The sequence below is a fragment of the Acidovorax sp. SRI_002 genome (assembly GCF_057586455.1).
Map to the genome: position 1 here is coordinate 249,345 of NZ_JBYCZW010000006.1, position 21,831 is coordinate 271,175.

A 21,831-nucleotide genomic window follows, 5' to 3' on the forward strand; every position below is an offset into this window, starting at 1 on the left:
TGGGAGACAATGCGGGCCGTGACCCAAAGACCCGACAGTTTAACGACCGCCCTGCACCAGCACATCACCCAGGCCATTGCCGCCGAGGGCGGATGGCTGGGTTTTGACCGCTTCATGGCCTTGGCCTTGTACACGCCCGGCCTGGGCTACTACGCCAACGATTCCACCAAGTTCGGCGCCATGCCCGAGTCCGGTAGCGACTTTGTGACCGCGCCCGAGATGACCCCACTGTTCGGCCAGACGCTGGCCGTGCAGGTGGGTGAAGCCCTGGCCCAAACCGGCACCGACGAGGTCTGGGAGTTCGGCGCGGGCTCGGGCGCGCTGGCGCTGCAGTTGCTGGATGCGCTGGGCGATCAGGTGCAGCGCTACAACATCGTTGATCTGTCGGGCAGCCTGCGCGCACGCCAGCAGGCCAAGCTGGTAGCCCACGCCCACAAGCTGCGCTGGGTGGATGCACTGCCCGAGAAATTCAGCGGCGTGGTGGTGGGCAACGAGGTACTGGACGCCATGCCCGTGCAACTGCTGGCGCGCCACGGCGGCCAGCAGGGCGGTGTGTGGCATGAGCGCGGCGTGGCGGTAGCTCAGGACGGCAGTTTTGCCTGGGCCGACCGCCCCACCGACCTGCGCCCGCCCATCGACATAGAAGGCCCGCAGGATTACCTGACCGAGATCCACGCCCAGGGCGAAGGCTTCATGCGCATGCTTGCCGACCGGCTCACGCGCGGTGCAGCCTTCTTGCTGGACTATGGGTTTGGCGAAGACGAGTACTACCACCCCCAGCGCCACATGGGCACCGTGATGTGCCACCAGGGCCACCTGGCCGATGGCGACCCGCTGGTGGCGGTGGGGCTCAAGGACATCACCGCCCACGTCAACTTCACCGCCATGGCGCTGGCCGCGCAGGAGGCGGGCCTGAACGTGCTGGGCTACACCACGCAGGCGCATTTCCTCATCAACTGTGGGTTGCTCCCAAAAATGGAGCAACAACCGCAAGTCCAGCGGGCGACAGCGGCCAAATTGATCATGGAACACGAGATGGGCGAGCTGTTCAAGGTGCTGGCCGTGGGGGCAGGCGAGCCCTGGGAACCCGTGGGGTTTGCGCACGGGGACCGGTCGCACCGGTTGTGATCCAGGTATTTGTGTGCTTCGAGAAAGATAGCTGCAGGCGCTTGGTGGGCAAGCGCTAGAGCCGAATTTGGCTTGAAGTTTCCTTGGCTTCGACCGGTTCAGGTTCAGTCTGAACGGTCGGAGATCTGGTGGGAGCTCCCCGCCACCAGCGTCATCCCATCGCTGCGGTCCTTCAGCCCCACCCCAGTCAGCCCCAGTTGCCGCGCCTCCTGGCACAGCCACCACAGGCGCGCAGCGGCAGCGGCGGGGGGCAGTCCCTCGGGCCGCACGTTGGAGATGCAGTTGCGCTGCGCATCGTTGCGCCCCACCTGCGGGTGCCAGGTCAGGTAGATGCCCAGGCTGTCGGGCGAGCTGAGGCCCGGCCGCTCGCCGATCAGCACCGCCACCAGGCGCGCGCCCAGCAGTGCGCCCACCTCGTCACCCAGCGCCACGCGGGCCTGCTGGGCAATCACCACGGGGCCCAGCTGCCAGCCGGCGGGCGCCTGTTGGCGAATCGCGTCGATGAGCGGTGGCGCCTGCCGCGCCACAGCCAGGGACGAGAGGCCGTCGGCCACGACCAGCAGCAGGTCGATGGGGGCGCTTTCGTTTGCAGAGGATTCCCGCAGCGTTTGCGCATCGGCATCGCACAAGCGGCGGCCCAGATCGGGGCGCAACAGGTAGGTGGCGCGGTCAGGGGCGGCGCTGTGCACTGGGTGCGTGGTGCAGCCCTGGGCCTGCAGCTGGGTGGCCAGCGCTTCGGCGTCCAGCGGGATGTGCACGGCATCGCGCGCCTGCGCATGGGCCAGGCCAAAACGCAGCAGCTCGGCCGTGGGCAGGGCGGCGCCCGCACGCCCCAGGGCCAGGCGCGCCTGGGTGTGGGCGCGCAGGTCCTCCCAGGGGTCGGGAGGGATGCCGTGTGGCGCTGGTTCGTGTGTCATGCGCCCAGCCTCCATTGCCGCATTTGTGTCAGTGCGGGATGCTGGGCGCTTGCCGGCAGCAGCCGCCCGCCCGCATCGGTGATGTGCATGCGCTGCAGCCAGGCGCCAAACTCGGGTGCGCACTGCAGGCCCAGCACCTCGCGCAGATACAGCGCGTCGTGGAACGAAGTGCTCTGGTAGTTGAGCATGATGTCGTCCGCACCCGGTACGCCCATGATGAAGGTCAGGCCCGCCGTGCCCAGCAGCGTCATCAGCGTGTCCATGTCGTCCGAGTCGGCCTCGGCGTGGTTGGTGTAGCAAACATCGCAGCCCAGCGGCACGCCCTGCAGCTTGCCGCAGAAGTGGTCTTCCAGGCCCGCGCGGATGATCTGCTTGCCGTCGTACAGGTATTCCGGGCCGATGAAGCCGACCACCGTGTTGGTCAGCAGCGGCGCAAACGCGCGGGCCACGCCGTAGGCCCGCGCCTCGCAGGTCTGCTGGTCCACGCCGTGGTGGGCGTTGGCCGACAGTGCGCTGCCCTGGCCGGTCTCGAAATACATGACGTTGTCGCCCACGCCATCGCCAAAGTCTTTTCCGCGCCGCAGAGACAGTGCAGCCTCGCGCGCTTCCTTCAGCAGTGCGAGTGAAATACCAAAGCTTGCGTTGGCCGCCTCGGTGCCTGCGATGGACTGGAACACCAGGTCCACCGGCGCGCCTTGTTCCACCATCTGGATGGTGTTGGTCACATGCGTGAGCACACACGACTGTGTGGGGATCTGCAGCCGCTCGATCACATCGCCCAGCATGTGCACCAGCCCCGTCAGGGCGGCGATGCTGTCGGTGGCCGGGTTCACGCCGATCACCGCGTCGCCCGCACCGTACAGCAGGCCGTCGATCATCGACGCCGCAATGCCGCGCAGGTCGTCTGTGGGATGGTTGGGCTGCAGCCGCACGGCCAGGTGGCCCGGCAGGCCGAGGGTGTTGCGAAATCGCGTGACCACGCGGCACTTGCGCGCCACGGCGATCAAGTCCTGGTTGCGCATCAACTTGCTCACGGCCGCCGCCATCTCGGGCGTGATGCCGGGTGCCACGGCGGCGAGCATGGCGCTGTCGGTGCCGTGGGCCAGCAGCCAGTTGCGGAAGTCGCCCACCGTGAGGTGGGCGAGGGGCGCGAACGCCGCGGCGTTGTGTGTGTCGAGGATGAGGCGCGTGACCTCGTCGCTTTCGTAGGGGATGAGCGCCTCGCTCAGAAAGCGCGTCAGGGGGATGTCGGCCAGGCACAGGCGCGCGGCCATGCGCTCCACAGCCGATGTGGCTGCCACGCCTGCCAGGGCGTCGCCCGAGCGCAGCGGCGTGGCCTTGGCCATCACTTCGCGCAGGTCGCTGAACTGCCAGCGCTCGCCGCCAATGGTGTGCTGGTAGGCCATGGTGTGCTCTGCCCCCTGTGAATGCCTCAGGCCACTACGACGTGGCAGCCCGCTGCCTGCAGTGCCGAGAAGGCGGGCAGGGCGCGGGCGCCTGCGTCGGTGACCAGCGTGCCCACGTCGGCCAGGCTGGCATAGGTCACGCGGCTGGCTTGCCCCACCTTGCTGTGGTCGGCCAGCAAGATCAGCTCCTTGGCCTGCGCAGCCATGGCGCGGGCTACGGCGGCCTCGTGGTGTTCAAAGCTGGTGGCGCCACTGTGCACGCTGATGCCCACGGGCGAGAGCAGGGCCACATCGGCGCGGTAGCGGTGGATTTCGGCCACGGTGGTGTCGCCGTGCGTGGCCTGCACGGCAGGGTCGGTGCGGCCACCGAGCAGGATCACGTCGTTGCGCGTGTTGCGCCCGGCGTCGGCCGCAGCGAGCTTGAGCGCCACGTTCAGCCCGTTGGTAATGATGGTCAGGCCCGACAGGCTGGACAACGCTTCGGCCAGCAGGGTGGTGGTGCTGCCCGCATCAATGAACAGCGTTTGCCCCGGCTGCAGCAGTTGCAGGGCGGCGCGTGCGATGGCGCGCTTTTCGCGCTCGCGCACCGCCTGGCGCACGGCCAGCGGGGGTTCGGGCTCTGGCCCCTGGGCCACCACGCCCCCGTGCACGCGCCGCAGAATGCCCTGCGACTCCAGGGCGAGGATGTCGCGACGCACGGTTTCGCGCGACACATCCAGGTCTTGCGCAATGCGCTCCGTGCTCACACGCGAGAGCGTGGACAGCAGGGTACGGATACGGAGGAAACGTTCTTCTTGCAACATGGTGGCGATGTTAGGCGGGCTTGGAACCAGGTTTTCGGCGCTGCGTGCCAACGTGCAGCAGCAGCGCCAGCGACCCCACCACCGCCATGATGCAGGTAGAGAACGCTGCCGCCTGCGAGGTCAGCCCCGCTTCATCCAGCCGCATCACCGTCACCGCCCCCATGGGCAGCGAGGGCGTGATGAGGAAGATCACCGCCGACAGCGTGACCATGGAGCGCATGAACAAGAACACCAGCACCGCCAGCAACGTAGGCAGCAGCGCGGGCAGGTACACATCGCGCAGCACGCGGGCGGTGCTGCCGCCCAGCACGGTGGTGGCGTCTTCCAGCGTGGTGGGCACGTTGCGCATGCCGGTCATCATGGTCATAAAGCCCTGCGTGTGGTAGTGGTAGTTGCACAGCGCCAGCAAAATGGCCGTGCCATACAGCATGCCCCAAGGCCAGGTAGCGGTGTTGAAGGTGAACACATAGGCCAGCCCCAGCACCAGCCCGGGCACGCCCACCGGCAGGGCTGACAGTGCCGTGGCCGCCTGCGCCAGCCGCCCCGGCAGGCGGCGGATGCCAAAGCACAGCACAAACAGCATCACCGTGCCCACGCTGGCAGCCAGGGCCGACACCCAGACCGAGGTCCACAGCGGCGCATAGCCGCCCGCAATGGTGATGTCGTAGTGCTTGAGCGTGAGGTCCAGCCGGTAGGGCCACAGCCGGATGAAGCTGGCCACCACCACCGTGAGCACCAGGGCGACGATGCTGCCCGCAATGCCCATGCAGGCAATGAAGAACGCTGCATCGCGCCCCGGGCGGCGGGGGGGCGTGGGCGGCAGGGCCGATTCGGCCCCCGCCCCGGCGCGCTGTGCGGCCATGCGTTCGATGAACACCGACAACGCGGCGGGCGCCAGCAGCAGCATGCCCACCACCGCGCCCATGCCGAACTTCATCTGCCCGCTGACTTGGTTGTAGATCTCGGTGGCCAGCACGGCAAAGTTGCCGCCAATGACCACGGCATTGCCAAAGTCGGTGATGGTGATGGTGAACACCACAAACCCCGCGCTCAGCAGGCCGTAGCGGGCCTGCGGCAGCGTGATGTCGCAAAACTGTCGCCACGGGGTGGCGCCCAGCACCTCGGCGGCGTCGTACTGCCGGGCATCGCCCTGGCGCAGCGCGGTGCGCACAATGAGCACGGCCTGCGGCAGCGCATAGAGCACGTCCGCAATCAGCAGGCCCCAAAAACCATAGATTTCGGGTCGCACACCCAGCATCTTGCCTACGATGCCGTTGCGCCCCAGCAGGAAGATCAGGCCCAACCCCAGCACCAGCGAGGGTGCCAGCATGGGCAGGGCCAGCGCCCCGGCCACAAAGCGGCGGCCCGGCATGCCGGTGCGCTCCAGGCCAAACGCCACCACAAAGGCCAGCACCAGCGTGACGGCCGTGGTCACGGCGCCCAGCAGCAGGCTGTTGGCCAGCGCCCTCCACACGCCGGGCGTGTCGAGCAGCGCGGCGTAGTTGCCCCAGCCGATGCCACCCGTGTCCTGCACCAGGCTGCGCCAGGCAATGGCCAGCATGGGCACGCCAAAGAACAGCACCAGCGCGGCCAGCGGCAGCAGCAGGCAGGCGCGCAGCAGCCAGCGCTCGCTGGCATGCATGGGCGGCAGGTGGGGGGCGGCAGTGGTGCTCATGCCTGCACCCAGGCGCAGTCCTGTGCGCTCACCGCGATGTCCACACTCTGGCCCACCTCCCAGTTGCTGGCGCTGCTCGTTTCGGCCAGCAAATCCAGGTCGTTCCAGCGCAGCTGCACCCGCAGGATGCTGCCCAGGAAGGTGGTGCCGGTGACGCGGCCCGCGCCCTGCGCGCTGGCTTGCAGCTGCAGGCGTTCGGGGCGGATGCACAGAAGGGCCGATTCGGGCGCCATGCCTTCGGGGGCCCCGCCCAGCGCGGGCTGCAGCAGCCGTGCCTGGGCGGGCGGCAGCAGGTTGCTGTGCCCCATGAAGTTGGCCACGAAGCGGGTGCGCGGTGCCAGGTACAGCTCGCGCGGCGAGCCCGCCTGTGCAATGCGCCCACCCTGCATGCAGACGATGCGGTCGGCCATGGCCAGGGCTTCTTCCTGGTCGTGCGTGACCATGATGGTGGGAATGCCCAGGCGGCGCTGCACTTCGCGCAGCTCGTGGCGCAGGTCGGCGCGCACGCGGGCATCCAGCGCCGACAGGGGCTCGTCGAGCAGCAGCAGCGAAGGGTTTACCGCCAGTGCCCGCGCAATGGCCACGCGCTGCTGCTGGCCGCCCGACAGCTGCGCCGGGTAGCGCCCGCCATAGTCGGCCAGCTTCACCATGTCCAGCAGCTCGGCCGTGCGCGCCTGCACCACGTCGGGCGGTGTGCGGCGGATGGCCAGGCCGTAGCCCACGTTCTGCGCCACCGTCATGTGCGGGAACAACGAGTACGACTGGAACACGATGCCAAAGCCCCGGTCGCGTGCCGGCAGCGTGGCCAGGTCGCGGCCGCCCAGCGTGATGCGGCCGCCATCGGCAGGCAGCAGCCCCGCGATGATGCGCAGCAGCGTGGTTTTGCCGCAGCCGCTGGGGCCCAGCAGGCACACGAACTCCGAGGCGCCCACGGCGAGATGGATGCGTTCGAGCGCGACCTGGCCGTCAAAGCTCTTGTGCAGGTCGGTGATCTGCAGGGACATGGTGTGTGGTCCTCGGGGAGTACGGTTCAGTGCAGCGGTTCGGTACAGCGGCTCAGCGGCCGATGGTCTTTTGCCAGGTGCCCAGGATCGCGTCGCGTTCCTTGGCAGACTTGGCAAAGTCCATGGGGTAGAGCACCTTGGAGAGGTCGGCGGGCAGGCCTGCCGCTGCAGCCGCCTTGGATTGCGGCACGCCGGGCACGGTGACGATTTCCTTGTACTTGGTGTAGAGCTGCGCCGCACCGGGAGACAGCGTCCAGTCCAGAAAACGCTTGGCGTCGGCCTTGTTCTTGGAGCTGGCCATCAGGCCCGAGGCTTCCAGCTCGTAGCCCGCACCGTCCGTAGGAATCACCATCTTGACCGGGTAGCCCTCGTCCACCGACTGCATGGCTGCAAACGCCAGCGAGGTGCCAATCGCAAACTCACCCGCCCGCGCGGCCTTGCAGGGGCGCGAGCCCGACTTGATGTACTGCGCCACGTTGCCGTCCATGGCCTTGATGAGCTTCCAGCCCTCGTCGTTGCCGCGCGACTGGATCAGCGCGGCAATCTGCAGGTAGCCCGTGCCCGAGGACACCGGGTTGGGCATGACCACCTCGCCCTTGTAGACGGGGTTGGTGAGGTCCTTCCACGACGTGGGCATGGGCAGCTTCTTGGCCTTGAGCACCTCGGTGTTCACGCAGAACGCGGCCATGTAGCCGGTGGTGGTGAACCATTTGCCGTCGGCGGCTTTGTCCTTGGCGGCCAGCTTGTCGCTGCCCTTGGGGCTGTAGGGCTCCAGCAGTGCGGTGATGCGCGGGTCCAGCGTGTTGGTCAGCGCCCAGCCCCAGATCACGTCGTGCTGCGGGTTGGCAGCTTCGGCCAGGATGCGCGCACCCAGGTCGCCCGTGGACAGGCGCAGGACCTTCACATCCACATCGGGCAAGTCCTTTTTGGCGGCGGCCAGGTATTCCTTGATCTCGTCTTCTTCGAGCGCGGTGTAGGCCGTGACGGTGCCCGCCTGGGCGGCGGTCAGCCCGCAGGCCAAGGCGCCCAGCACGGGCAGCAGGCGCAGGGCGGCAAAGAGGGAGGAGCGAGTGCGCATGAATTTCTCCAGAACGGTGCGTTGCCAAAAAACAGTGCGGGGTCACCGCAGGCCAGGGGGTTTGTTCACCAAAGTTGTGCGTTTCATTGCACTTGTGCAAATTATTGTTTTTGCACGAAAATACACAAGCACTAAATATGCCAACCCGCTCATGCCGAGCGGAAGGCCCTTTTTCATTGCCCAACCACTGCCCGGACCTCTTCCCTTGACCCTTCCCATGAACACTTTGCCCACCCCCGTTTCCCCCTTCCTGGCCCTGGCGCACGCCCTGGCCGATGCGGCCCGTGTGCACTCGCTGCGGTACTTCCGCACCCCGCTGGATGTGCTGACCAAATCGGACGAGAGCCCGGTCACCATTGCCGACCGCGAGGCCGAGGCCGCGATGCGCGCGGTGCTGCAGGCGCAGGCGCCCACGCACGGCATCCTGGGCGAGGAGCATGGCCGCGAGCGGCTGGACGCCGAGTACGTGTGGGTGATCGACCCCATCGACGGTACCAAGAGCTTCATCACCGGATCGCCGCTGTGGGGCACGCTGGTGGCACTGCTGCACCAGGGCCAGCCCGTGCTGGGGCTCATGGATTTGCCGGTGCTGGGTGAGCGCTGGACGGGGCTGGCAGGCCAGCTGACGCAGTGCAATGGCCAGCCCGTGCGGGCCAGCGGCTGCGAGCAACTGGCGCAGGCCCGCATCTACACCACATCGCCGGATGCCTTTGGCGCTGCCGACTGGCAGTGTTTTGACGCGCTCAGCCGCCAGTGCGCGCTGCGCCGTTTTGGCGGCGACTGCTATGCCTATGCCCAGCTGGCGGGCGGGTATGTGGACCTTGTGGTGGAGGCAGGGCTGCAGCCGTACGACTACCTCTCGCTGGTCTGCATGGTGGAGGGCGCGGGCGGGCGCATTACCGACTGGCAGGGCCGCGCGCTCACGGTGGCATCGGATGGGCGGGTGGTGGCGGCTGCCACGCCGCAGTTGCATGCCCAGGCGCTGGCCCTGCTGGCTGACCGGGTCGACCGGGCCACGGCGTAGCCGAATGCGGTGGCGCCTACACTCGGCGCACCATGTTCCGCTGGCTCCTCGTCATCCTCCTGGCCCTGATGTTCATCAGCTGGCTGTCGCCGCTGCTGCGCCGCCTGGGCTTTGGTCGCCTGCCGGGCGACTTCCGGTTTCGCTGGCTGGGGCGCGACTGGGATGTGCCGCTGGCGTCCACGCTGCTGCTGAGCTTCGTGGTCAGCCTGATCACCAAGCTGTTGTAACGGGCCGCAGCTGGGCGGCTACCCCGCCGCCTGCAATGCGTCCAGAAACGCCTTGCGCCACCAGTGCACGTCGTGCTGGCGTATACGGGCCATCAGCTTTTGATGGCGCGCCTGCCGCTCCACCAGCGGCATCTGCAATGCCTGCTGGATGCTGTCGGCCATGCCTTGGGTGTCGTAGGGGTTCACCAGCAGCGCTTCTTTCAGCTGCTCGGCCGCACCGGCAAAGCGTGACAACACCAGCACGCCCGGGTCGTCCGGGTCTTGCGCCACCACGTACTCCTTGGCCACCAGGTTCATGCCGTCGCGCAGTGGCGTGACCAGCCCCACGGCGGCGGCGCGGCACAGGCCCGGAACCCGCTTGCGGGCCACCATGCGGTGGATGTAGCGCACGGGCATCCAGTCCAGTTCGCCATAGTCGCCGTTGACGGCGCCACACAGACCTTCCAGCTCCTGGCGCAGGTCGGCATAGGCGTTGACGTCGTCGCGCGTGGGCGAGGCGATCATGATGAGCGTGGCGCTGTCGCGGTTTTCCGGGTAACGGTCCAGCAGTTCGCGAAAGGCCCGCACACGTTGCGGAATGCCCTTGGAGTAGTCGAGCCGGTCAATGCCCAGCAGCAGGCGCCTGCGTGAATACTCGTCGCGCATGTTCTCGTAGGTTTCCACCGCGTCGGGCGCGTGCGTGAGGCGTGTGAATTCGTCCACGTCGATGCCGATGGGAAAGGACTGCACCACCACGGTGGCTCCAAAGGCGCGCACGCGCTTTTCGTCCACCTCTTCCGCGCTGCCTTCGTTGCGCACATAGCGCGTGAAATGCGACACGTCGGCCTCGCTCTGCAGACCCACCAGGTCGTAGGCAAACAGCGAGCGCATCAGCCACTCATGCTGCGGGATGGCCGCCATGATGAGCGGCGGCGGCATGGGAATGTGCAGAAAGAACCCGATGCGCTGCTTGCAGCCCATGGCCCGCAGCTCGGCCGCCAGCGGGATCAGGTGGTAGTCGTGCACCCAGATCACGTCGTCGTCGCGCAGCAGCGGCAGCAGCTTGCGCGCAAACATCTGGTTCACGCGGCGGTAGCCCGCGATGTAGCTGGCGTTGAAGTCGGCCAGGTCCAGGCGGTAATGGAACACCGGCCACAGCACGCTGTTGCTGTAGCCGTGGTAGTAGCTGTCGTGGTCTTCGCGGCACAGGTCCACGGTGGCCAGGGTGACGGCACCTGCCTGCCGGGTGTGCAGTTCGCCCTCGCCGGGTGTGCCGCCTTCGACCACGGTGCCGCTCCAGCCGAACCAGAGGCCCCCGGTCTGGTTCAGGGCTTCGCCCAGGGCGACGGCCAGGCCGCCGGCGGCGGGTTTTCGGGGGTCTGCAAGGCGGTTGGAGATGACAACAAGACGGCTCATGGGTTCATCATCGTTGTGGATCGCCCCGGGCCGCTGTCGGACAGTGCCTCAAATCACGCTGTCCCAGGGGGCCGACAGGCGCACGGCGGCGTTGATGACGCCCACCATGGAGTAGGTCTGCGGAAAGTTGCCCCACATTTCCTGGGTCTCGGGGTGCGTGTCTTCGGACAGCAGGCCCAGCGGATTGCGGGCGGCCAGCATGGTCTCGAAGATGGCGCGGGCCTCGGCCTTGCGGCCAATGCGCGCCAGCGCGTCGATGCGCCAGAAGGTGCAGATGTTGAAGGCCGTCTCGGGCTTGCCGAAGTCGTCGGCCGCCTCGTAGCGGCGCATGTAGGGGCCATCGCACAGGCTCTTTTCCATGGCCTCCACGGTGCTCACAAAGCGTGGGTCCTTGGGGTCGATCAGGCCCACCTCGGCCATCAGCAGCACGCTCGCGTCGAGTTCATGGCCGCCAAAACTCTCGGCGAACGCCTGGCGCGCTTCGCACCAGGATTTGTCGAGGATCTCGGCGCGCATGCGGTCGGCATGCTGCTGCCAGTGGCTGGTACGGTCGGCCAGCTGCAGGGTGGCGGCGATCTTGGCCAGCCGGTCGCAGGCTGCCCAGCTCATCAGCGCGGACGAGGTGTGCACCCTGGCGCGCGTGCGCAGCTCCCACATGCCGGCGTCGGGCTGGCCATACACACGCACCGCGTTCTCGCCCACCTGTTCCAGCCGCGTGAACTCGGCCAGGCCCGCACGGTGCAGCAGGCGGTGGTCGTGGAACGCCTGGGCTGCGCCCAGCACGATGTTGCCGTACACATCGTGCTGAAAATGCTCGGCCGCCTGGTTGCCCACGCGCACCGGGCCCATGCCCCGGTAGCCCGCTAGCTGCGGCACAAGGCTCTCGGGCAGTTCTTGCTCCAGGCCAATACCGTACAGCGGCTGGATGTGGCCATCTCCGCCTTCCACCACCACGTTGCTGAGCCAGCGCAGGTAGTCCTCCATGGTGCCCACTTCGGAGATGCTGTTGAGCGCGCGCACCACGAAGAACGCATCGCGCAGCCAGCAGTAGCGGTAGTCCCAATTGCGGCCGCTGTGGGCGGACTCGGGGATGCTCGTGGTCATGGCGGCCACGATGGCGCCGGTGTCTTCGTACAGCGAAAGCTTGAGCGTGATGGCCGCGCGGATCACGGCCTCCTGCCACTCCAGCGGCACGGCCAGAGCGCGGGTCCAGCTGCGCCAGTAGGAGGTGGTCTCCTGCTCAAACAGGCGCGCGGTGTCGGCGATGCCCTCCACCAGCGTCTCGTCCGCCCCCAGCAGAAAGTTGTGTTTGCGTGTGAGCACAAATGCCTGGCCCGACAGCACATGCGACACCGGCGCATCGGTGGACAGGCGCAGCGTCATGCTCTCGCCCACGTAGCGGATGTGGTTGCTGCCGCGTGTGATTTCGGGGGTAGTCTGGCCCCAGTCGTAGCGCACCTTGAGCGCCACACGGATGCGCGGCGCACCCTGGATGGGGCGCACCCGGCGCACCAGCGTCATGGGGCGAAAGTAGCGCGAGCGGCTGTAAAAGCGCGGCGCAAAATCGGTGATCTCGATGCCGTGGCCCGCCTTGTCAAACAGCTGCGTGCGCAGGATGGCGGTGTTCGGCTCGTACCACTGGTGGGCCGATGCCAGGTCTTCCAGTTCGATCGCGAAGTGGCTGCCTTCGTCGCCGGGCTGCAGCAGGGCGTTGAACACCGGGTCGCCATCAAAACGGGGCAGGCAGCACCACACCATGCGGGCGTGGTTGTCGATCAGTGCGCTGATGGCGCAGTTGCCGATCATCCCGAGGTTGAGTGAGCCCGCTTGGGGATCGTTGGCTGCCGTGTTCATCGTTCGCGCTCCAAGGTCGTGCGTGCAGAAGACAGCCAGCCGCGCAAGGCGGCGGATGTCATGCAGCGGTGTTGTGCCATGGTCGGCCCTTCGCCCACCTTGATGCCCCAGCCGCCTAGTGCCTGAACGGCGGCAAAGCCAGCCTCATCGGTGACGTCATCTCCCACAAAGACTGGGGTACGCCCGGCAAAGGGGGCCTGTGTCATGAAATCGAGAATGGCCTGGCCTTTGTGGACGCCCCGGGGCTTCACTTCAAAGACACATTTACCGCGCAGCAGTTCCACACCCTCCACCTGCTGCATGGCGCGCACGAGGGTGTCGTGGCACAACCCTTCCAGGTGGGGGGCCTGGCGGTAGTGCAGGGCCACGCTCGCGCGCTTGGGCTCTACCAGCAACCCTGGATAGTGCGCCGCAAGGTCGTGCGCAGCCCGCAGAACGTTCTCCAGGTCTGGCGGCAGAACGGCAGGGTGGGATGTGTCGGTCAGTCGGTATTGGGCACCATGCTCGCTGGCCAGCGGCAGGTGCAGCGGGGCCAGAAATCCGTCGATGTCGGCCTCAGGCCGCCCGGTCACGATGGCCAGCGCGCCGTCCAGATGGGTGTACAGCGATGACAGCGTGGGGACCAGCCCGGAAGCGATGCGCACCGCCTCGGGGCGCGGCGCCAGCTCGGTGAGCGTGCCGTCAAAGTCCAGAAAAAGCGCATGGGCAGTTGTCAGTAGGGGGAGCAGCTGCATGGGCGAAACCTTATCAGACGCGGTGAAGCTGACCCGGGTGAAAGGGTGTTTCAGCGCTGGTAAACGCGCGCAAGGTGTGCGACGGGGTGCAACACCAAGTCCCCAGGACTGCCAAGCCCGCTCTTGAAACGCCCGGCTTGTGCCGCCATGTGTAAGAACCTGTTGCGATCCCCGAAAAGAGCTTGAACAGGTTTAAAGACGCCCGCTTTTTGATCACACCGATTGCCGCACCATGACCGAAGCCCTGCACATCGTCTGCCCCCATTGCCACACCACCAACCGCGTGCAGAGCGCCGACCTGGGCAACGCGCCCGATTGCGGAAAGTGCCATCAGCGCCTTTTCGCGGGGGCGCCGCTGGAGCTGGATGCCACCAGTTTTGACAAGCATGTGGTGCGCAGCCACATCCCCGTGCTGGTGGACTTCTGGGCGCCTTGGTGCGGGCCTTGCCGCCAGATGGCCCCGGCCTTTGTGCAGGCCGCCCGCGAGCTGGAGCCGCGTGTGCGCCTGGCCAAGCTCAACACCGAAGACCACCAGGCCATCGCGGCGCGCTATGCGATCCGCAGCATTCCGACCATGATTTTGTTCCAGCAGGGGCGCGAGGTCGCGCGCGTTTCGGGCGCGCTGGGGGCTGCGGACATCGTGCGCTGGGTGCAAACAGCGGCAGTTTAAAAAAGACAGGCGCCTCAACGAATTCCGAGTGCCCGGTCCAGTGACACGTTGCCTGCGCCGCGCCCCACCAGGTACAGCATCAGCCCCGCCCATGACAGGTGCGTGGGCCAGGCATCGGGGTACACGAACACCTGGATGACCAGCGTCATGCCCAGCAAGGCCAGGGCCGACAGGCGCGTGAGCAGGCCCAGCACCAGAAGAACAGGGAACAGATGCTCTGCCACGGTGGCCATCTGCGCAGCCAGCTCGGGTGGCAGCAGGGGCAGCTTGTACTCGTCGCGGAACAGCGCATAGGCGCTGTCGGAGATGGTGAACCACCCCTCGACTTTGGTGCGCGCTGAAAGCCAGAAGATGCCTGCAATTGCCACGCGGTTGACCAGCGCCAGCAGGCTATGCGGGGTGAGCGAGGTGGCTGCATCGGCCAGGCGCGCCAACAGCTTGCGCTGGCCTTTGGCGGGTGCAGTGGGGAAAGGTGTGCTGGTGGTCATCAGGGGCTCCTTGGCCTCGGGGTGAATTGGTTTGAGTCGGTGGGTATCAATGCGCCTGCGTCCAGCAAGGTGCCCATCAGGGCCGCAAAGTCTGCGGTGGGCTCGGCCGCAAGGGCTGAAGTGGCGGCGGCCTCCAGCGTCTGGCCTTGGGCGCAGGCGTCCAAAAAGGCCACTCCGGCGCGCGACAGTGGGCGCCACGTCACGGGTGCGTGGGGCCGGGTGAGCAAGGCCCCATCGCCGGTCCAGTCCAGCGGCTCTGTGGGGGGCAGACCTTCGCGGTGGGTCTGCCACAACGCGTAGGCGGGATGCTCCTCGCACCAGGCCCAGCGTGCGGCGGGGTGGGGGCGCAGTTGCACCAGAGGCAATGTATCGGGCGCCTGCTGTGCCAGCCAGTTGCGGCCCACAGCGGTGGCGTCTGCCGCCAGATGGCATTCGGTCCAGCCGCGGTCCAGGCGCGCCACGGCCGGCAGATAAGGCAGCTCGGCCGCTGGTGCAAAACCGGCCAGAAAGTCAGCAAACTCCGCGCCGTAGTCCATCAGCAGTCCGTCAGCCGGCGGCTGCGCGCGGGCATACACCGCGGCGGCGGCGCGAAACCATTCTTCGCCCACCAGCTGGCACACCGTGGGGTAGCTGGCCTGCAGGGCATCAATGCAGCCCTTGAGCACGGTGTTGCGGTACACGGCAAAGCCGGGCTGGGATTCCAGCGCAGACAGCCACGGTGCGTGCTCGGCATGGCCGAGCAACGCGGCAGAGAAGCCGTCCTGGAATGCGCTCAGCTGCATGCTGCCTCCTCGGGCTGCGCCGCTGTGAGCGCGTTGTGGGCCTTGTCGCGCTCGGCCATCAGTTCGCTGAAGGCGGGCAGATTGTCGTCGCGTTCGATGAGGGTGGGCACGGGGCCTGTGCGCGCGATCACCTGCTCGTACAGCGCCCACACCGCCGGGGCGATGGACGCGTCGTGGCTGTCGATCAGCAGGGCATCGCCATGCACCGGGTCGGCATGGTGGCCCGCCAAGTGGATTTCGGCCACGGCGTGCAGGGGAAAGGCGTCGAGGTAGGTCTGCGCGTCAAAGCCCAGGTTGTTGGCACTGACGTACACGTTGTTCACGTCCAGCAGCAGGGCGCAGCCGGTCCGCTGCACCAGCTCGGTCAGAAATTCGGTCTCAAGCCAGTCGTGGCCGTCGATGTGCAGGTAGTGCGTGGGGTTCTCGATGGCGATGGGGCGCTGCAGCGCATCCTGCGTTCGGGCGATGTTGTCTGCGATGCGCTGCAGGGCCGCGTGCGTGCGTGGAAACGGCAGCAGGTCGGGCAGGTACTGCCCGCGCCAGGTGGACCATGCCAAGTGCTCGGAGATGATGACTGGCTCCACCCGCCTTGCAAGGGCTGCCAGTCGCGCCAGGTGTGCCGCGTCGGGCGGAGCATCGGCAGCAAGCGACAGCGACACGCCGTGCAGCGCCAAGGGGTGTCGCGCGCGGATAGCCTCCAGCCAGGCCAGGCGGGGGCCACCCTCGGCCAGATAGTTTTCGGGGTGCACCTCCCACCACAGACCCGTGGCGGTGCAGTGCAGCGCCTCGTCATAGTGCTGGGGCTTGAGGCCCAGGCCAGCGGTGAGAGGGCACAGGGCCATCGTTCAGGCCTTGATGGGGGTGAGCGAGCCCATGCCCTTGGGCGTCTTGATGGTGGCGCAGGTGCCTGCGGGCACAAACTTCCAGGCGTTGCCCTGGTAGTCCACCTTGGCGGAGCCCGCACAGGTGGTGCCGGGGCCGGCAGCGCAGTCGTTCTTGCCAGCCATCGAGACGCCGTAGCACTTCTCCATGGCGGGTTTGGCGCCGTCCATGGGGGCGGAGGTGGTTTGGGCCATGGCGGCGCCAGAGGTCAGGGCTACAAGGGCAAGGGCGCCGAGGCTGAGGGTGCGAGTGGTCATGGTACGGTTCTCCGAGGGTTGGGTCAGGGTTGAATCCGATCGGGGTGCAGCGAGAGGCCGCGTTGAACTGCCCGATCTGCGTTGTAATTCGCGCAGCGCAACTTGCGGGTTACAGCGCTGTACGAAAAATTTCGGAGCGGCATGGCGAAACATTTTTTTGCGATGCCTGTAACCCAATGGCTCCGGCATACGAATTTCTTGCAGGGAGACACCATGGAGAGTGTGGAAGAACGCCTGCGCGGCTTGTTGATGCAGGGGCTGGATGCCGACGCAGCCGCCTACCAGCGCTTTTTGAAAGAGCTGAGCGCCCACCTGCGCGCCTTTTTGCGCCGCCGCCTCGTTCAGCGGCCCGATGAGGTGGAAGACCTGGTGCAGGAGACGCTGCTGGCGGTGCACAACCAGCGCCACACCTACCGGCCCGCGATGCCGGTGACGGCCTGGGTGCACGCGATTGCGCGCTACAAGCTCATCGACTGGTTGCGCTCGCATGCCGTCAAAGAGGGGCGCAACGACCCGCTGGACGATGCCGACGAGTTGTTTGCCAGCAGCGACAGCGAGGCCGCCGAAGCCCGGCGGGACCTGGGGCAGTTGCTGCGCACGCTGCCCGACAAGCAACGGCTGCCGATTGAGTATGTGAAATTGGAAGGTTTGTCGGTGGTCGAGACGGCGCGCCTCACGGGGCTGTCGGAGTCGGCTGTCAAAGTCGGCGTGCACCGGGGGCTCAAGGCCCTGGCCGCCAAGATCAGGGGAATGGCATGAAAACCGATGAATTGATCCACCTGCTGGCCACCGATGACCGGCCGGTGCAGCGCAACGCGATAGAGCAGCGCTTTGTGGTCGCCGCACTGGCGGGCATTGCCGGCGCCGGGGTGCTGATGCTGGCCCTGTTCGGTCTGCGCCCTGATCTGCTGGCCACCATGGCGCTGCCCATGTTCTGGGGCAAGCTGGTGTTTGCTGCCGCGCTCGCTGCTGCCGGGCTGGCTCTGCTGCGCCGCATGGCCCGCCCGGGCATGGCGCTGGGCCACGCAGCCCTGTGGTTGGCCGTGCCGCCGCTGGTGCTGTGGGCCATGGCCTTGTGGGCGTTGTCGCAGGTGTCCGCCGCAGAGCGCATGCCGCTCATCCTGGGCAGCACCTGGCGCACCTGCCCTTTCAATATCGCGGCGCTGTCGGTGCCAGCATTTGTTGCAGGCTTTTGGGCCCTCAAGGGCGCTGCCCCCACGCGCCTGGTGTGGACGGGTGCGGGCGCTGGTTTGCTGGCGGGTGCGCTGGGCGCCTTGGTGTACGCCCTGCATTGCCCCGAAATGGCCACGCCCTTCCTGGCTGTCTGGTATGTGGCGGGCATGGCCATCCCGACTGCGCTGGGGGCGGTGCTGGGGCCGCGCCTGCTGCGTTGGTGAGGGGGCGCGGCAAGTGTGCCAAGCGCCCTGGTGGTTCAGGCGCTGACGCGTTTGTTGTAGGCGCGGAAAACCGTGTCCAGCGTCCAGCCCAGCGATTCGTAGAGGGACTGCGCTGTGGTGTTGGTGTGTGCTGTGGTCAGGTCCATGCGCACCTTTCCATGGGTGCGGGCCGTGGCTTCTGCTGCCATCAGCAAGCTGCGCCCGGCGCCTGTCTTGCGGGCGGCGGGGGCCACGAACAGGTCGTACAGCGTGTAGATTGGGGCGGCCTCCACCGAGCAGAACGTGGGGTAGAGCTGGCAAAAGCCTACCGCCGTTTGCGACGCATCCAGCGCCAGCAGGATCACCGACTCTTCACGCTCTAACCGCTCCGCGATGAAGGCCTTCGCTCCGGCCAGGTCTGGCGCCTGCGCGTAGAACTGCCGGTAGGCATCAAACAGCGGCGCGACGGTGTCAGCGTCGGCCGGGGTGGCAAGGCGGATGTGAACAGTGGTCATGGAGACGTTGGGATGGCTGTGGGGCGCGAAACTGCACCAGGTTCTTGCAAGGCTGTACCCCGGATGGAATACAGGCGGACGCGGATTGTAGGAGGGGCTGTCCGCGTCTTGGGCGGTGGTGTGCAGGGTCAGGCAACGTCGCTGCGGGGCTGCAGCCACTGCGCCACCGCTTCCACCCGCGCCTGGTGGATCAACGCACCCACCTGCGGCCCAGCCACGCCCTTGGCCGCCGCCTGTGCTGCAATGTCGCGCGTGATGACCGATTGGACGGCCGCCAGCATAGCCGCCAGCCGCTGGCGCTGCGGGTAGGCGGATTCTTCAAACCCCAGCCGTCCGCGCGCATCGCATTCGCAGGCCAACAGGATGTCGGCGAACCGCTCGGGCTTGCGGATGGCGTCGCAGCGCTCCAGAAGGCGCACCAGCGCGGCGGCCGAGAGGTCGCCGCTGCGGTGGATGTGGCCGTGCTCGCGGGCCACCACATCGGCCGTCTCGCGGCAGTCCACGGGCACGCGCAGGCGCTCGGCCACGTCTTTCAGCAGCTCCGCACTGCGCTCCTCATGCCCGATGTGGCGGGGCAGCATATCGGCGGCCGTGGTGCCCTTGCCCAGGTCATGCACCAGGCAGGCAAACCGCACGGGGAGTGACGCCTGCAGCCGGGCCGCCATGTCCAGCACCATCATCAGGTGTACGCCCGTGTCCACCTCGGGGTGGTACTCGGCCCGCTGGGGCACGCCCCACAGGCGCGCCACTTCGGGCAACAGCACCTGCAGCGCGCCGCACTCGCGCAGCACCTCGAACATGCGCGAGGGTTGTGCTTCCATCAGCCCGCGCGCCAGCTCTTGCCACACGCGCTCTGCCACCAGGTGGTCCACCTCGCCATGCGCGACCATCTCGCGCATCAGCTGCATCGTCTCGGGCGCCACCGTGAAGTCGGTGAAGCGCGCAGCAAACCGCGCCACGCGCAGGATGCGTACCGGGTCTTCGCGGAAGGCATCGGTCACATGGCGCAGCACGCGCGCACGGAGGTCTTTTTCGCCGCGGTAGGGGTCAAAAAGGCGGGTGGCGCCGGATTCATCTATGCTGGATGCTATCGAATTGATAGTAAGGTCGCGGCGCGAGAGGTCTTCCTCCAGCGTCACATCGGGCGAGCTTTGCACCACAAAGCCCCGGTAGCCGCGCCCGCTCTTGCGCTCGGTGCGGGCGAGCGCGTATTCCTCGCGTGTTTCGGGGTGCAAAAAGACGGGGAAGTCGCGCCCCACGGGCAGGTAGCCTTGCGCCAGCATCTGGTCAGGCGTCGCGCCCACCACCACCCAGTCGTGGTCATTCACCGGCCGGCCCAGCAGCTTGTCGCGGACCGCGCCGCCTACCATGTAGATTTGCATCGGTGTAGTTTAGGACGAGCACTCGGCCGTATATTCCAGCCCACCATGTCCCTATCGTCCGAACTCACCATTGCCCAGCTCAACCCCGACGGCAGCGTGCCCGTGCCCACGGCGCCCGACGCAGCGGCCAACGCCGCCGCCGAAGCCCTGCAGCGCGAGGCGCAGTTCGAAGCCCTCAAGGCCAAGGTGGACGACCTGCAAGAGATCCTGGCCAAGCCGCTCAATGAAATCCTGGCCGACCGCGACAAGTTCAAGGAAGCGATGGCCGCGTGGGACGCCTTCGGCGCCATGTGGATGCTGTCACAACGCGCCATGAAGCGCGTGGCGCTGGATCTGGCTGCGCAGCAGGGTGTGAGCGACGAAGAGGTGGTAGCGCGTGCGCTGGCCTATGCCAACCAAGTGCTGAACGCGGAGGAGGAAGACCTGGGCGGCACCATTGCCCCCGCCCAGTTAGCGCACATTGCGCGGCACAAGCCGTTTTTGCGCAAGCAGTTCCGGTAGTTGGGCGGGTGCGCCCACGCCTGTTCAGCGGAACACCGGCCTGAAAAAACTCCGCTCATAACTCACGATGCACCCCGTCTCCTCGGCGTAGCGGAACGCTGCCTGGCACTCCGCGTCCTGCATCGACTGCTGGCGGTACACCTCGTAGGCCGCAAGGCTCTCGAACGTGAACAGCGCCAGCGCGATGTTGTTGGCGCCCTCGCTGGGCATGAAGTAGCCGTGGTGCTGGCCACCGAACTTCTCGACCAGCGGAATCCACAGTTTTCCGTAGTGCTCGAACTCCTTGAGCTTGCTGGTGTTGAGCACGTAGCGCAGGTAGATGGTGACGGCCATGGTGGTGCTCAACCCTCGGTATGGCGCAGGCGGTACGGCTCTTCGAAGTCCAGAAAGTCCTTCTCGGCCAGGGCTTCGTCGATCCAGGCTTTCACGCCGGGCAGTGCGCGCACGCGGTCTACATAGGCCTTGATGGGGGTGGGTACGGGCAGGGCATAAGAGTGCAGGCGCATGCACACGGGGGCAAAGTAGGCGTCGGCCACGGTGAAGTCGCCAAACAGCAGGGGGCCGCCGTGCTCCTGCAGCAGTGCACTCCACATCTCCACCAGGCGCTGGACGTCGGTGCGCACGCCGGCTTTGTCGCGCCAGATCAGCGCGCCGGCATCGGCCAGATTCGCCTCAATGTTCATGGGGCAGTTGCCGCGCAGGGCGGTGAAGCCGCTGTGCATCTCGGCGCAGACGCTGCGTGCGCGTGCGCGGGCCTTGGCGTCCGCGGGCCAGAGCTTCTTGTCGGGGTGGGTTTCGGCCACGTATTCGGCAATCGCCAGGGTGTCCCAGACGACCAGATCGCCATCGACCAGTGCAGGCACCTTGCCCGTGGGGCTCACGGGGTTCATCACACGCTTGAACTCCGAATCGGCGTCAAAGCTGTCGAAGCGCACGCGCACTTCTTCAAACGCAATGCCCGCCTGCTTGAGCAGCACCCAGGGGCGCATGGACCAGGAGGAGTAGTTCTTGTTGCCGATGTAGAGCTTGAGCATGGGGGCACCTGAAAAATGAAGGTCAGTCCGCCATGCTAGCGGCTGCGCGATGCGCCAGCGATGCGAAAAAAGGTCTGAATGATGCGCAGCGCGCATCACCGGGCCCCGAGGAGCCGGTCTGGCCGCTCAGACAGGCCAGACCACCCCGTTGTCGTTCAGGATGGCATCGAGCGGCAGGTCGAACTCCTCAGGCTCGAAATCATCCAGATAGCCATGGGTGAAGCCCAGACCCACCGTGAACGGCTTGGGCTGCAGCGTCGCCAGCGTGCGGTCGTAAAACCCACCGCCATAGCCCAGCCGGTAGCCACCCGGCGCGTAGCCCACGCACGGAACAAACAGCAGCGTGGGCACGATGACCTCAGTGTCCTTGGGCTTGGGGATGCCGTAGGCGTCTTCTTCCATGGGACAGCCGGGGTACCAGGCGTGGAAGGTGAGGGTCTTGTGCTGCTTGTTGACCACGGGCAGGCCGATGCGGCGGCGCAGGGGCTCGTCCAGCAACTCGCCGTCTTCCTTCCAGCGGTGCAGGGCGGGCAGGGGGTCAAACTCGCCCTTGATGGGCCAGTAGGCACCAATCACCGTATCGGGCCGGTTCACCAGCCAGATGCGCATCACCTGCTGTAACAGGTCGGCCCGCTGTAGGCGGTCGGGCAGGTTGAGGCGTTCTTCTATCAATGCGCGCCGAAGGGCTGCTTTGTCCAT

Annotated in this window: 25 protein-coding genes; 7 read left to right on the top strand and 18 right to left on the bottom strand. The window is 66.9% G+C overall.

Annotated elements, in window-relative coordinates:
- Window positions 1-9: 9 nt before the first annotated feature.
- Window positions 10-1,128 carry a class I SAM-dependent methyltransferase gene (locus AC2YJX_RS18035; protein WP_487256984.1) on the top strand — a complete coding sequence of 373 codons (1,119 nt, stop codon included), beginning with the start codon at window positions 10-12 and terminating at the stop codon, window positions 1,126-1,128.
- A gap of 104 nt (window positions 1,129-1,232) precedes the next feature.
- Here AC2YJX_RS18035 and eutC read toward each other — a convergent pair whose 3' ends face one another.
- The 6 genes from eutC to AC2YJX_RS18065 are packed head-to-tail and all read right to left on the bottom strand — an operon-like array spanning window position 1,233 to window position 8,011.
- On the bottom strand, window positions 1,233-2,045 hold the full coding sequence (gene eutC, locus AC2YJX_RS18040) for an ethanolamine ammonia-lyase subunit EutC (protein ID WP_487256855.1): 813 nt from the start codon (window positions 2,043-2,045) through the stop codon (window positions 1,233-1,235).
- Entirely contained in the window at window positions 2,042-3,451 is a 1,410-nt protein-coding gene (locus AC2YJX_RS18045; protein ID WP_487256856.1) for an ethanolamine ammonia-lyase subunit EutB, read from the bottom strand. The genes eutC and AC2YJX_RS18045 overlap by 4 nt, the downstream gene beginning before the upstream one ends.
- A gap of 26 nt (window positions 3,452-3,477) precedes the next feature.
- Entirely contained in the window at window positions 3,478-4,254 is a 777-nt protein-coding gene (locus AC2YJX_RS18050; protein WP_487256857.1) for a DeoR/GlpR family DNA-binding transcription regulator, read from the bottom strand.
- A gap of 10 nt (window positions 4,255-4,264) precedes the next feature.
- The gene (locus AC2YJX_RS18055; RefSeq protein WP_487256858.1) at window positions 4,265-5,929 is read right to left on the bottom strand and encodes an ABC transporter permease subunit; all 1,665 of its coding nucleotides are present in this window, start codon (window positions 5,927-5,929) and stop codon (window positions 4,265-4,267) included.
- Entirely contained in the window at window positions 5,926-6,933 is a 1,008-nt protein-coding gene (locus AC2YJX_RS18060) for an ABC transporter ATP-binding protein (protein WP_487256859.1), read from the bottom strand. Before AC2YJX_RS18060 ends, AC2YJX_RS18055 begins: the two co-directional genes overlap by 4 nt.
- 52 nt (window positions 6,934-6,985) lie before the next feature.
- Window positions 6,986-8,011 carry an ABC transporter substrate-binding protein gene (locus tag AC2YJX_RS18065; RefSeq protein ID WP_108498517.1) on the bottom strand — a complete coding sequence of 342 codons (1,026 nt, stop codon included), beginning with the start codon at window positions 8,009-8,011 and terminating at the stop codon, window positions 6,986-6,988.
- Between the two features lie 217 nt (window positions 8,012-8,228).
- On the opposite strand from AC2YJX_RS18065, the gene hisN reads away from it, so the two are divergent.
- Both hisN and AC2YJX_RS18075 read left to right on the top strand, forming a co-directional pair.
- On the top strand, window positions 8,229-9,035 hold the full coding sequence (gene hisN, locus AC2YJX_RS18070; protein WP_487256860.1) for a histidinol-phosphatase: 807 nt from the start codon (window positions 8,229-8,231) through the stop codon (window positions 9,033-9,035).
- Between the two features lie 32 nt (window positions 9,036-9,067).
- Window positions 9,068-9,262, top strand: coding sequence for a DUF2905 domain-containing protein (locus tag AC2YJX_RS18075; protein ID WP_121422185.1), 195 nt, complete (start codon window positions 9,068-9,070; stop codon window positions 9,260-9,262).
- Window positions 9,263-9,280: 18 nt separating this feature from the next.
- Here AC2YJX_RS18075 and otsA read toward each other — a convergent pair whose 3' ends face one another.
- Genes otsA through otsB form a run of 3 tightly spaced genes read right to left on the bottom strand, consistent with a single transcriptional unit; the run spans window position 9,281 to window position 13,245 of the window.
- Window positions 9,281-10,657 carry an alpha,alpha-trehalose-phosphate synthase (UDP-forming) gene (gene otsA / locus AC2YJX_RS18080; protein ID WP_121507649.1) on the bottom strand — a complete coding sequence of 459 codons (1,377 nt, stop codon included), beginning with the start codon at window positions 10,655-10,657 and terminating at the stop codon, window positions 9,281-9,283.
- Window positions 10,658-10,705: 48 nt separating this feature from the next.
- Entirely contained in the window at window positions 10,706-12,511 is a 1,806-nt protein-coding gene (locus AC2YJX_RS18085) for a glycoside hydrolase family 15 protein (protein ID WP_487256861.1), read from the bottom strand.
- A complete protein-coding gene (gene otsB, locus AC2YJX_RS18090; RefSeq protein WP_487256862.1) occupies window positions 12,508-13,245 on the bottom strand; it encodes a trehalose-phosphatase in 738 nt (245 codons plus the stop codon). The genes AC2YJX_RS18085 and otsB overlap by 4 nt, the downstream gene beginning before the upstream one ends.
- A 232-nt stretch (window positions 13,246-13,477) precedes the next feature.
- Between otsB and trxC the strand changes: the two genes are divergently transcribed.
- On the top strand, window positions 13,478-13,915 hold the full coding sequence (gene trxC / locus AC2YJX_RS18095) for a thioredoxin TrxC (RefSeq protein WP_487256863.1): 438 nt from the start codon (window positions 13,478-13,480) through the stop codon (window positions 13,913-13,915).
- A gap of 14 nt (window positions 13,916-13,929) precedes the next feature.
- On the opposite strand, the gene AC2YJX_RS18100 is transcribed toward trxC, so the two are convergent.
- From AC2YJX_RS18100 to AC2YJX_RS18115, 4 genes are read right to left on the bottom strand one after another with little or no spacing between them, the layout of a single operon-like run.
- Window positions 13,930-14,403, bottom strand: coding sequence for a DoxX family protein (locus tag AC2YJX_RS18100; protein WP_487256864.1), 474 nt, complete (start codon window positions 14,401-14,403; stop codon window positions 13,930-13,932).
- A complete protein-coding gene (locus AC2YJX_RS18105) occupies window positions 14,403-15,185 on the bottom strand; it encodes an HvfC/BufC family peptide modification chaperone (protein ID WP_487256865.1) in 783 nt (260 codons plus the stop codon). Before AC2YJX_RS18105 ends, AC2YJX_RS18100 begins: the two co-directional genes overlap by 1 nt.
- The gene (gene bufB, locus AC2YJX_RS18110; RefSeq protein ID WP_487256866.1) at window positions 15,176-16,027 is read right to left on the bottom strand and encodes an MNIO family bufferin maturase; all 852 of its coding nucleotides are present in this window, start codon (window positions 16,025-16,027) and stop codon (window positions 15,176-15,178) included. Before bufB ends, AC2YJX_RS18105 begins: the two co-directional genes overlap by 10 nt.
- 3 nt (window positions 16,028-16,030) lie before the next feature.
- A complete protein-coding gene (locus AC2YJX_RS18115) occupies window positions 16,031-16,324 on the bottom strand; it encodes a BufA1 family periplasmic bufferin-type metallophore (RefSeq protein ID WP_121507643.1) in 294 nt (97 codons plus the stop codon).
- A 213-nt stretch (window positions 16,325-16,537) separates the two neighbouring features.
- Here AC2YJX_RS18115 and AC2YJX_RS18120 point away from each other — a divergent pair, with 213 nt between their 5' ends.
- Together AC2YJX_RS18120 and AC2YJX_RS18125 are read left to right on the top strand one after the other, a co-directional pair.
- Window positions 16,538-17,083 carry a sigma-70 family RNA polymerase sigma factor gene (locus AC2YJX_RS18120; RefSeq protein ID WP_487256867.1) on the top strand — a complete coding sequence of 182 codons (546 nt, stop codon included), beginning with the start codon at window positions 16,538-16,540 and terminating at the stop codon, window positions 17,081-17,083.
- Window positions 17,080-17,721: an NrsF family protein gene (locus tag AC2YJX_RS18125; protein ID WP_121507641.1), complete on the top strand. Its 642-nt coding sequence runs from the start codon at window positions 17,080-17,082 to the stop codon at window positions 17,719-17,721. Before AC2YJX_RS18120 ends, AC2YJX_RS18125 begins: the two co-directional genes overlap by 4 nt.
- Window positions 17,722-17,756: 35 nt before the next feature.
- On the opposite strand, the gene AC2YJX_RS18130 is transcribed toward AC2YJX_RS18125, so the two are convergent.
- Together AC2YJX_RS18130 and AC2YJX_RS18135 are read right to left on the bottom strand one after the other, a co-directional pair.
- Window positions 17,757-18,215, bottom strand: a complete 459-nt coding sequence (locus AC2YJX_RS18130; RefSeq protein WP_487256868.1) for an N-acetyltransferase family protein — start codon at window positions 18,213-18,215, stop codon at window positions 17,757-17,759.
- Window positions 18,216-18,343: 128 nt separating this feature from the next.
- Window positions 18,344-19,597, bottom strand: coding sequence for a multifunctional CCA addition/repair protein (locus AC2YJX_RS18135; RefSeq protein WP_487256869.1), 1,254 nt, complete (start codon window positions 19,595-19,597; stop codon window positions 18,344-18,346).
- A gap of 45 nt (window positions 19,598-19,642) precedes the next feature.
- Between AC2YJX_RS18135 and AC2YJX_RS18140 the strand changes: the two genes are divergently transcribed.
- A complete protein-coding gene (locus AC2YJX_RS18140; protein ID WP_487256870.1) occupies window positions 19,643-20,098 on the top strand; it encodes a hypothetical protein in 456 nt (151 codons plus the stop codon).
- Window positions 20,099-20,122: 24 nt separating this feature from the next.
- On the opposite strand, the gene AC2YJX_RS18145 is transcribed toward AC2YJX_RS18140, so the two are convergent.
- The 3 genes from AC2YJX_RS18145 to AC2YJX_RS18155 all read right to left on the bottom strand — a co-directional run bounded on the left by AC2YJX_RS18145 (window position 20,123) and on the right by AC2YJX_RS18155 (window position 21,831).
- Window positions 20,123-20,431, bottom strand: a complete 309-nt coding sequence (locus tag AC2YJX_RS18145) for an NIPSNAP family protein (protein ID WP_099731333.1) — start codon at window positions 20,429-20,431, stop codon at window positions 20,123-20,125.
- Between the two features lie 8 nt (window positions 20,432-20,439).
- A complete protein-coding gene (locus tag AC2YJX_RS18150; RefSeq protein ID WP_487256871.1) occupies window positions 20,440-21,132 on the bottom strand; it encodes a glutathione S-transferase family protein in 693 nt (230 codons plus the stop codon).
- 126 nt (window positions 21,133-21,258) lie between these two features.
- Window positions 21,259-21,831 carry a 5-formyltetrahydrofolate cyclo-ligase gene (locus AC2YJX_RS18155; protein WP_121422201.1) on the bottom strand — a complete coding sequence of 191 codons (573 nt, stop codon included), beginning with the start codon at window positions 21,829-21,831 and terminating at the stop codon, window positions 21,259-21,261.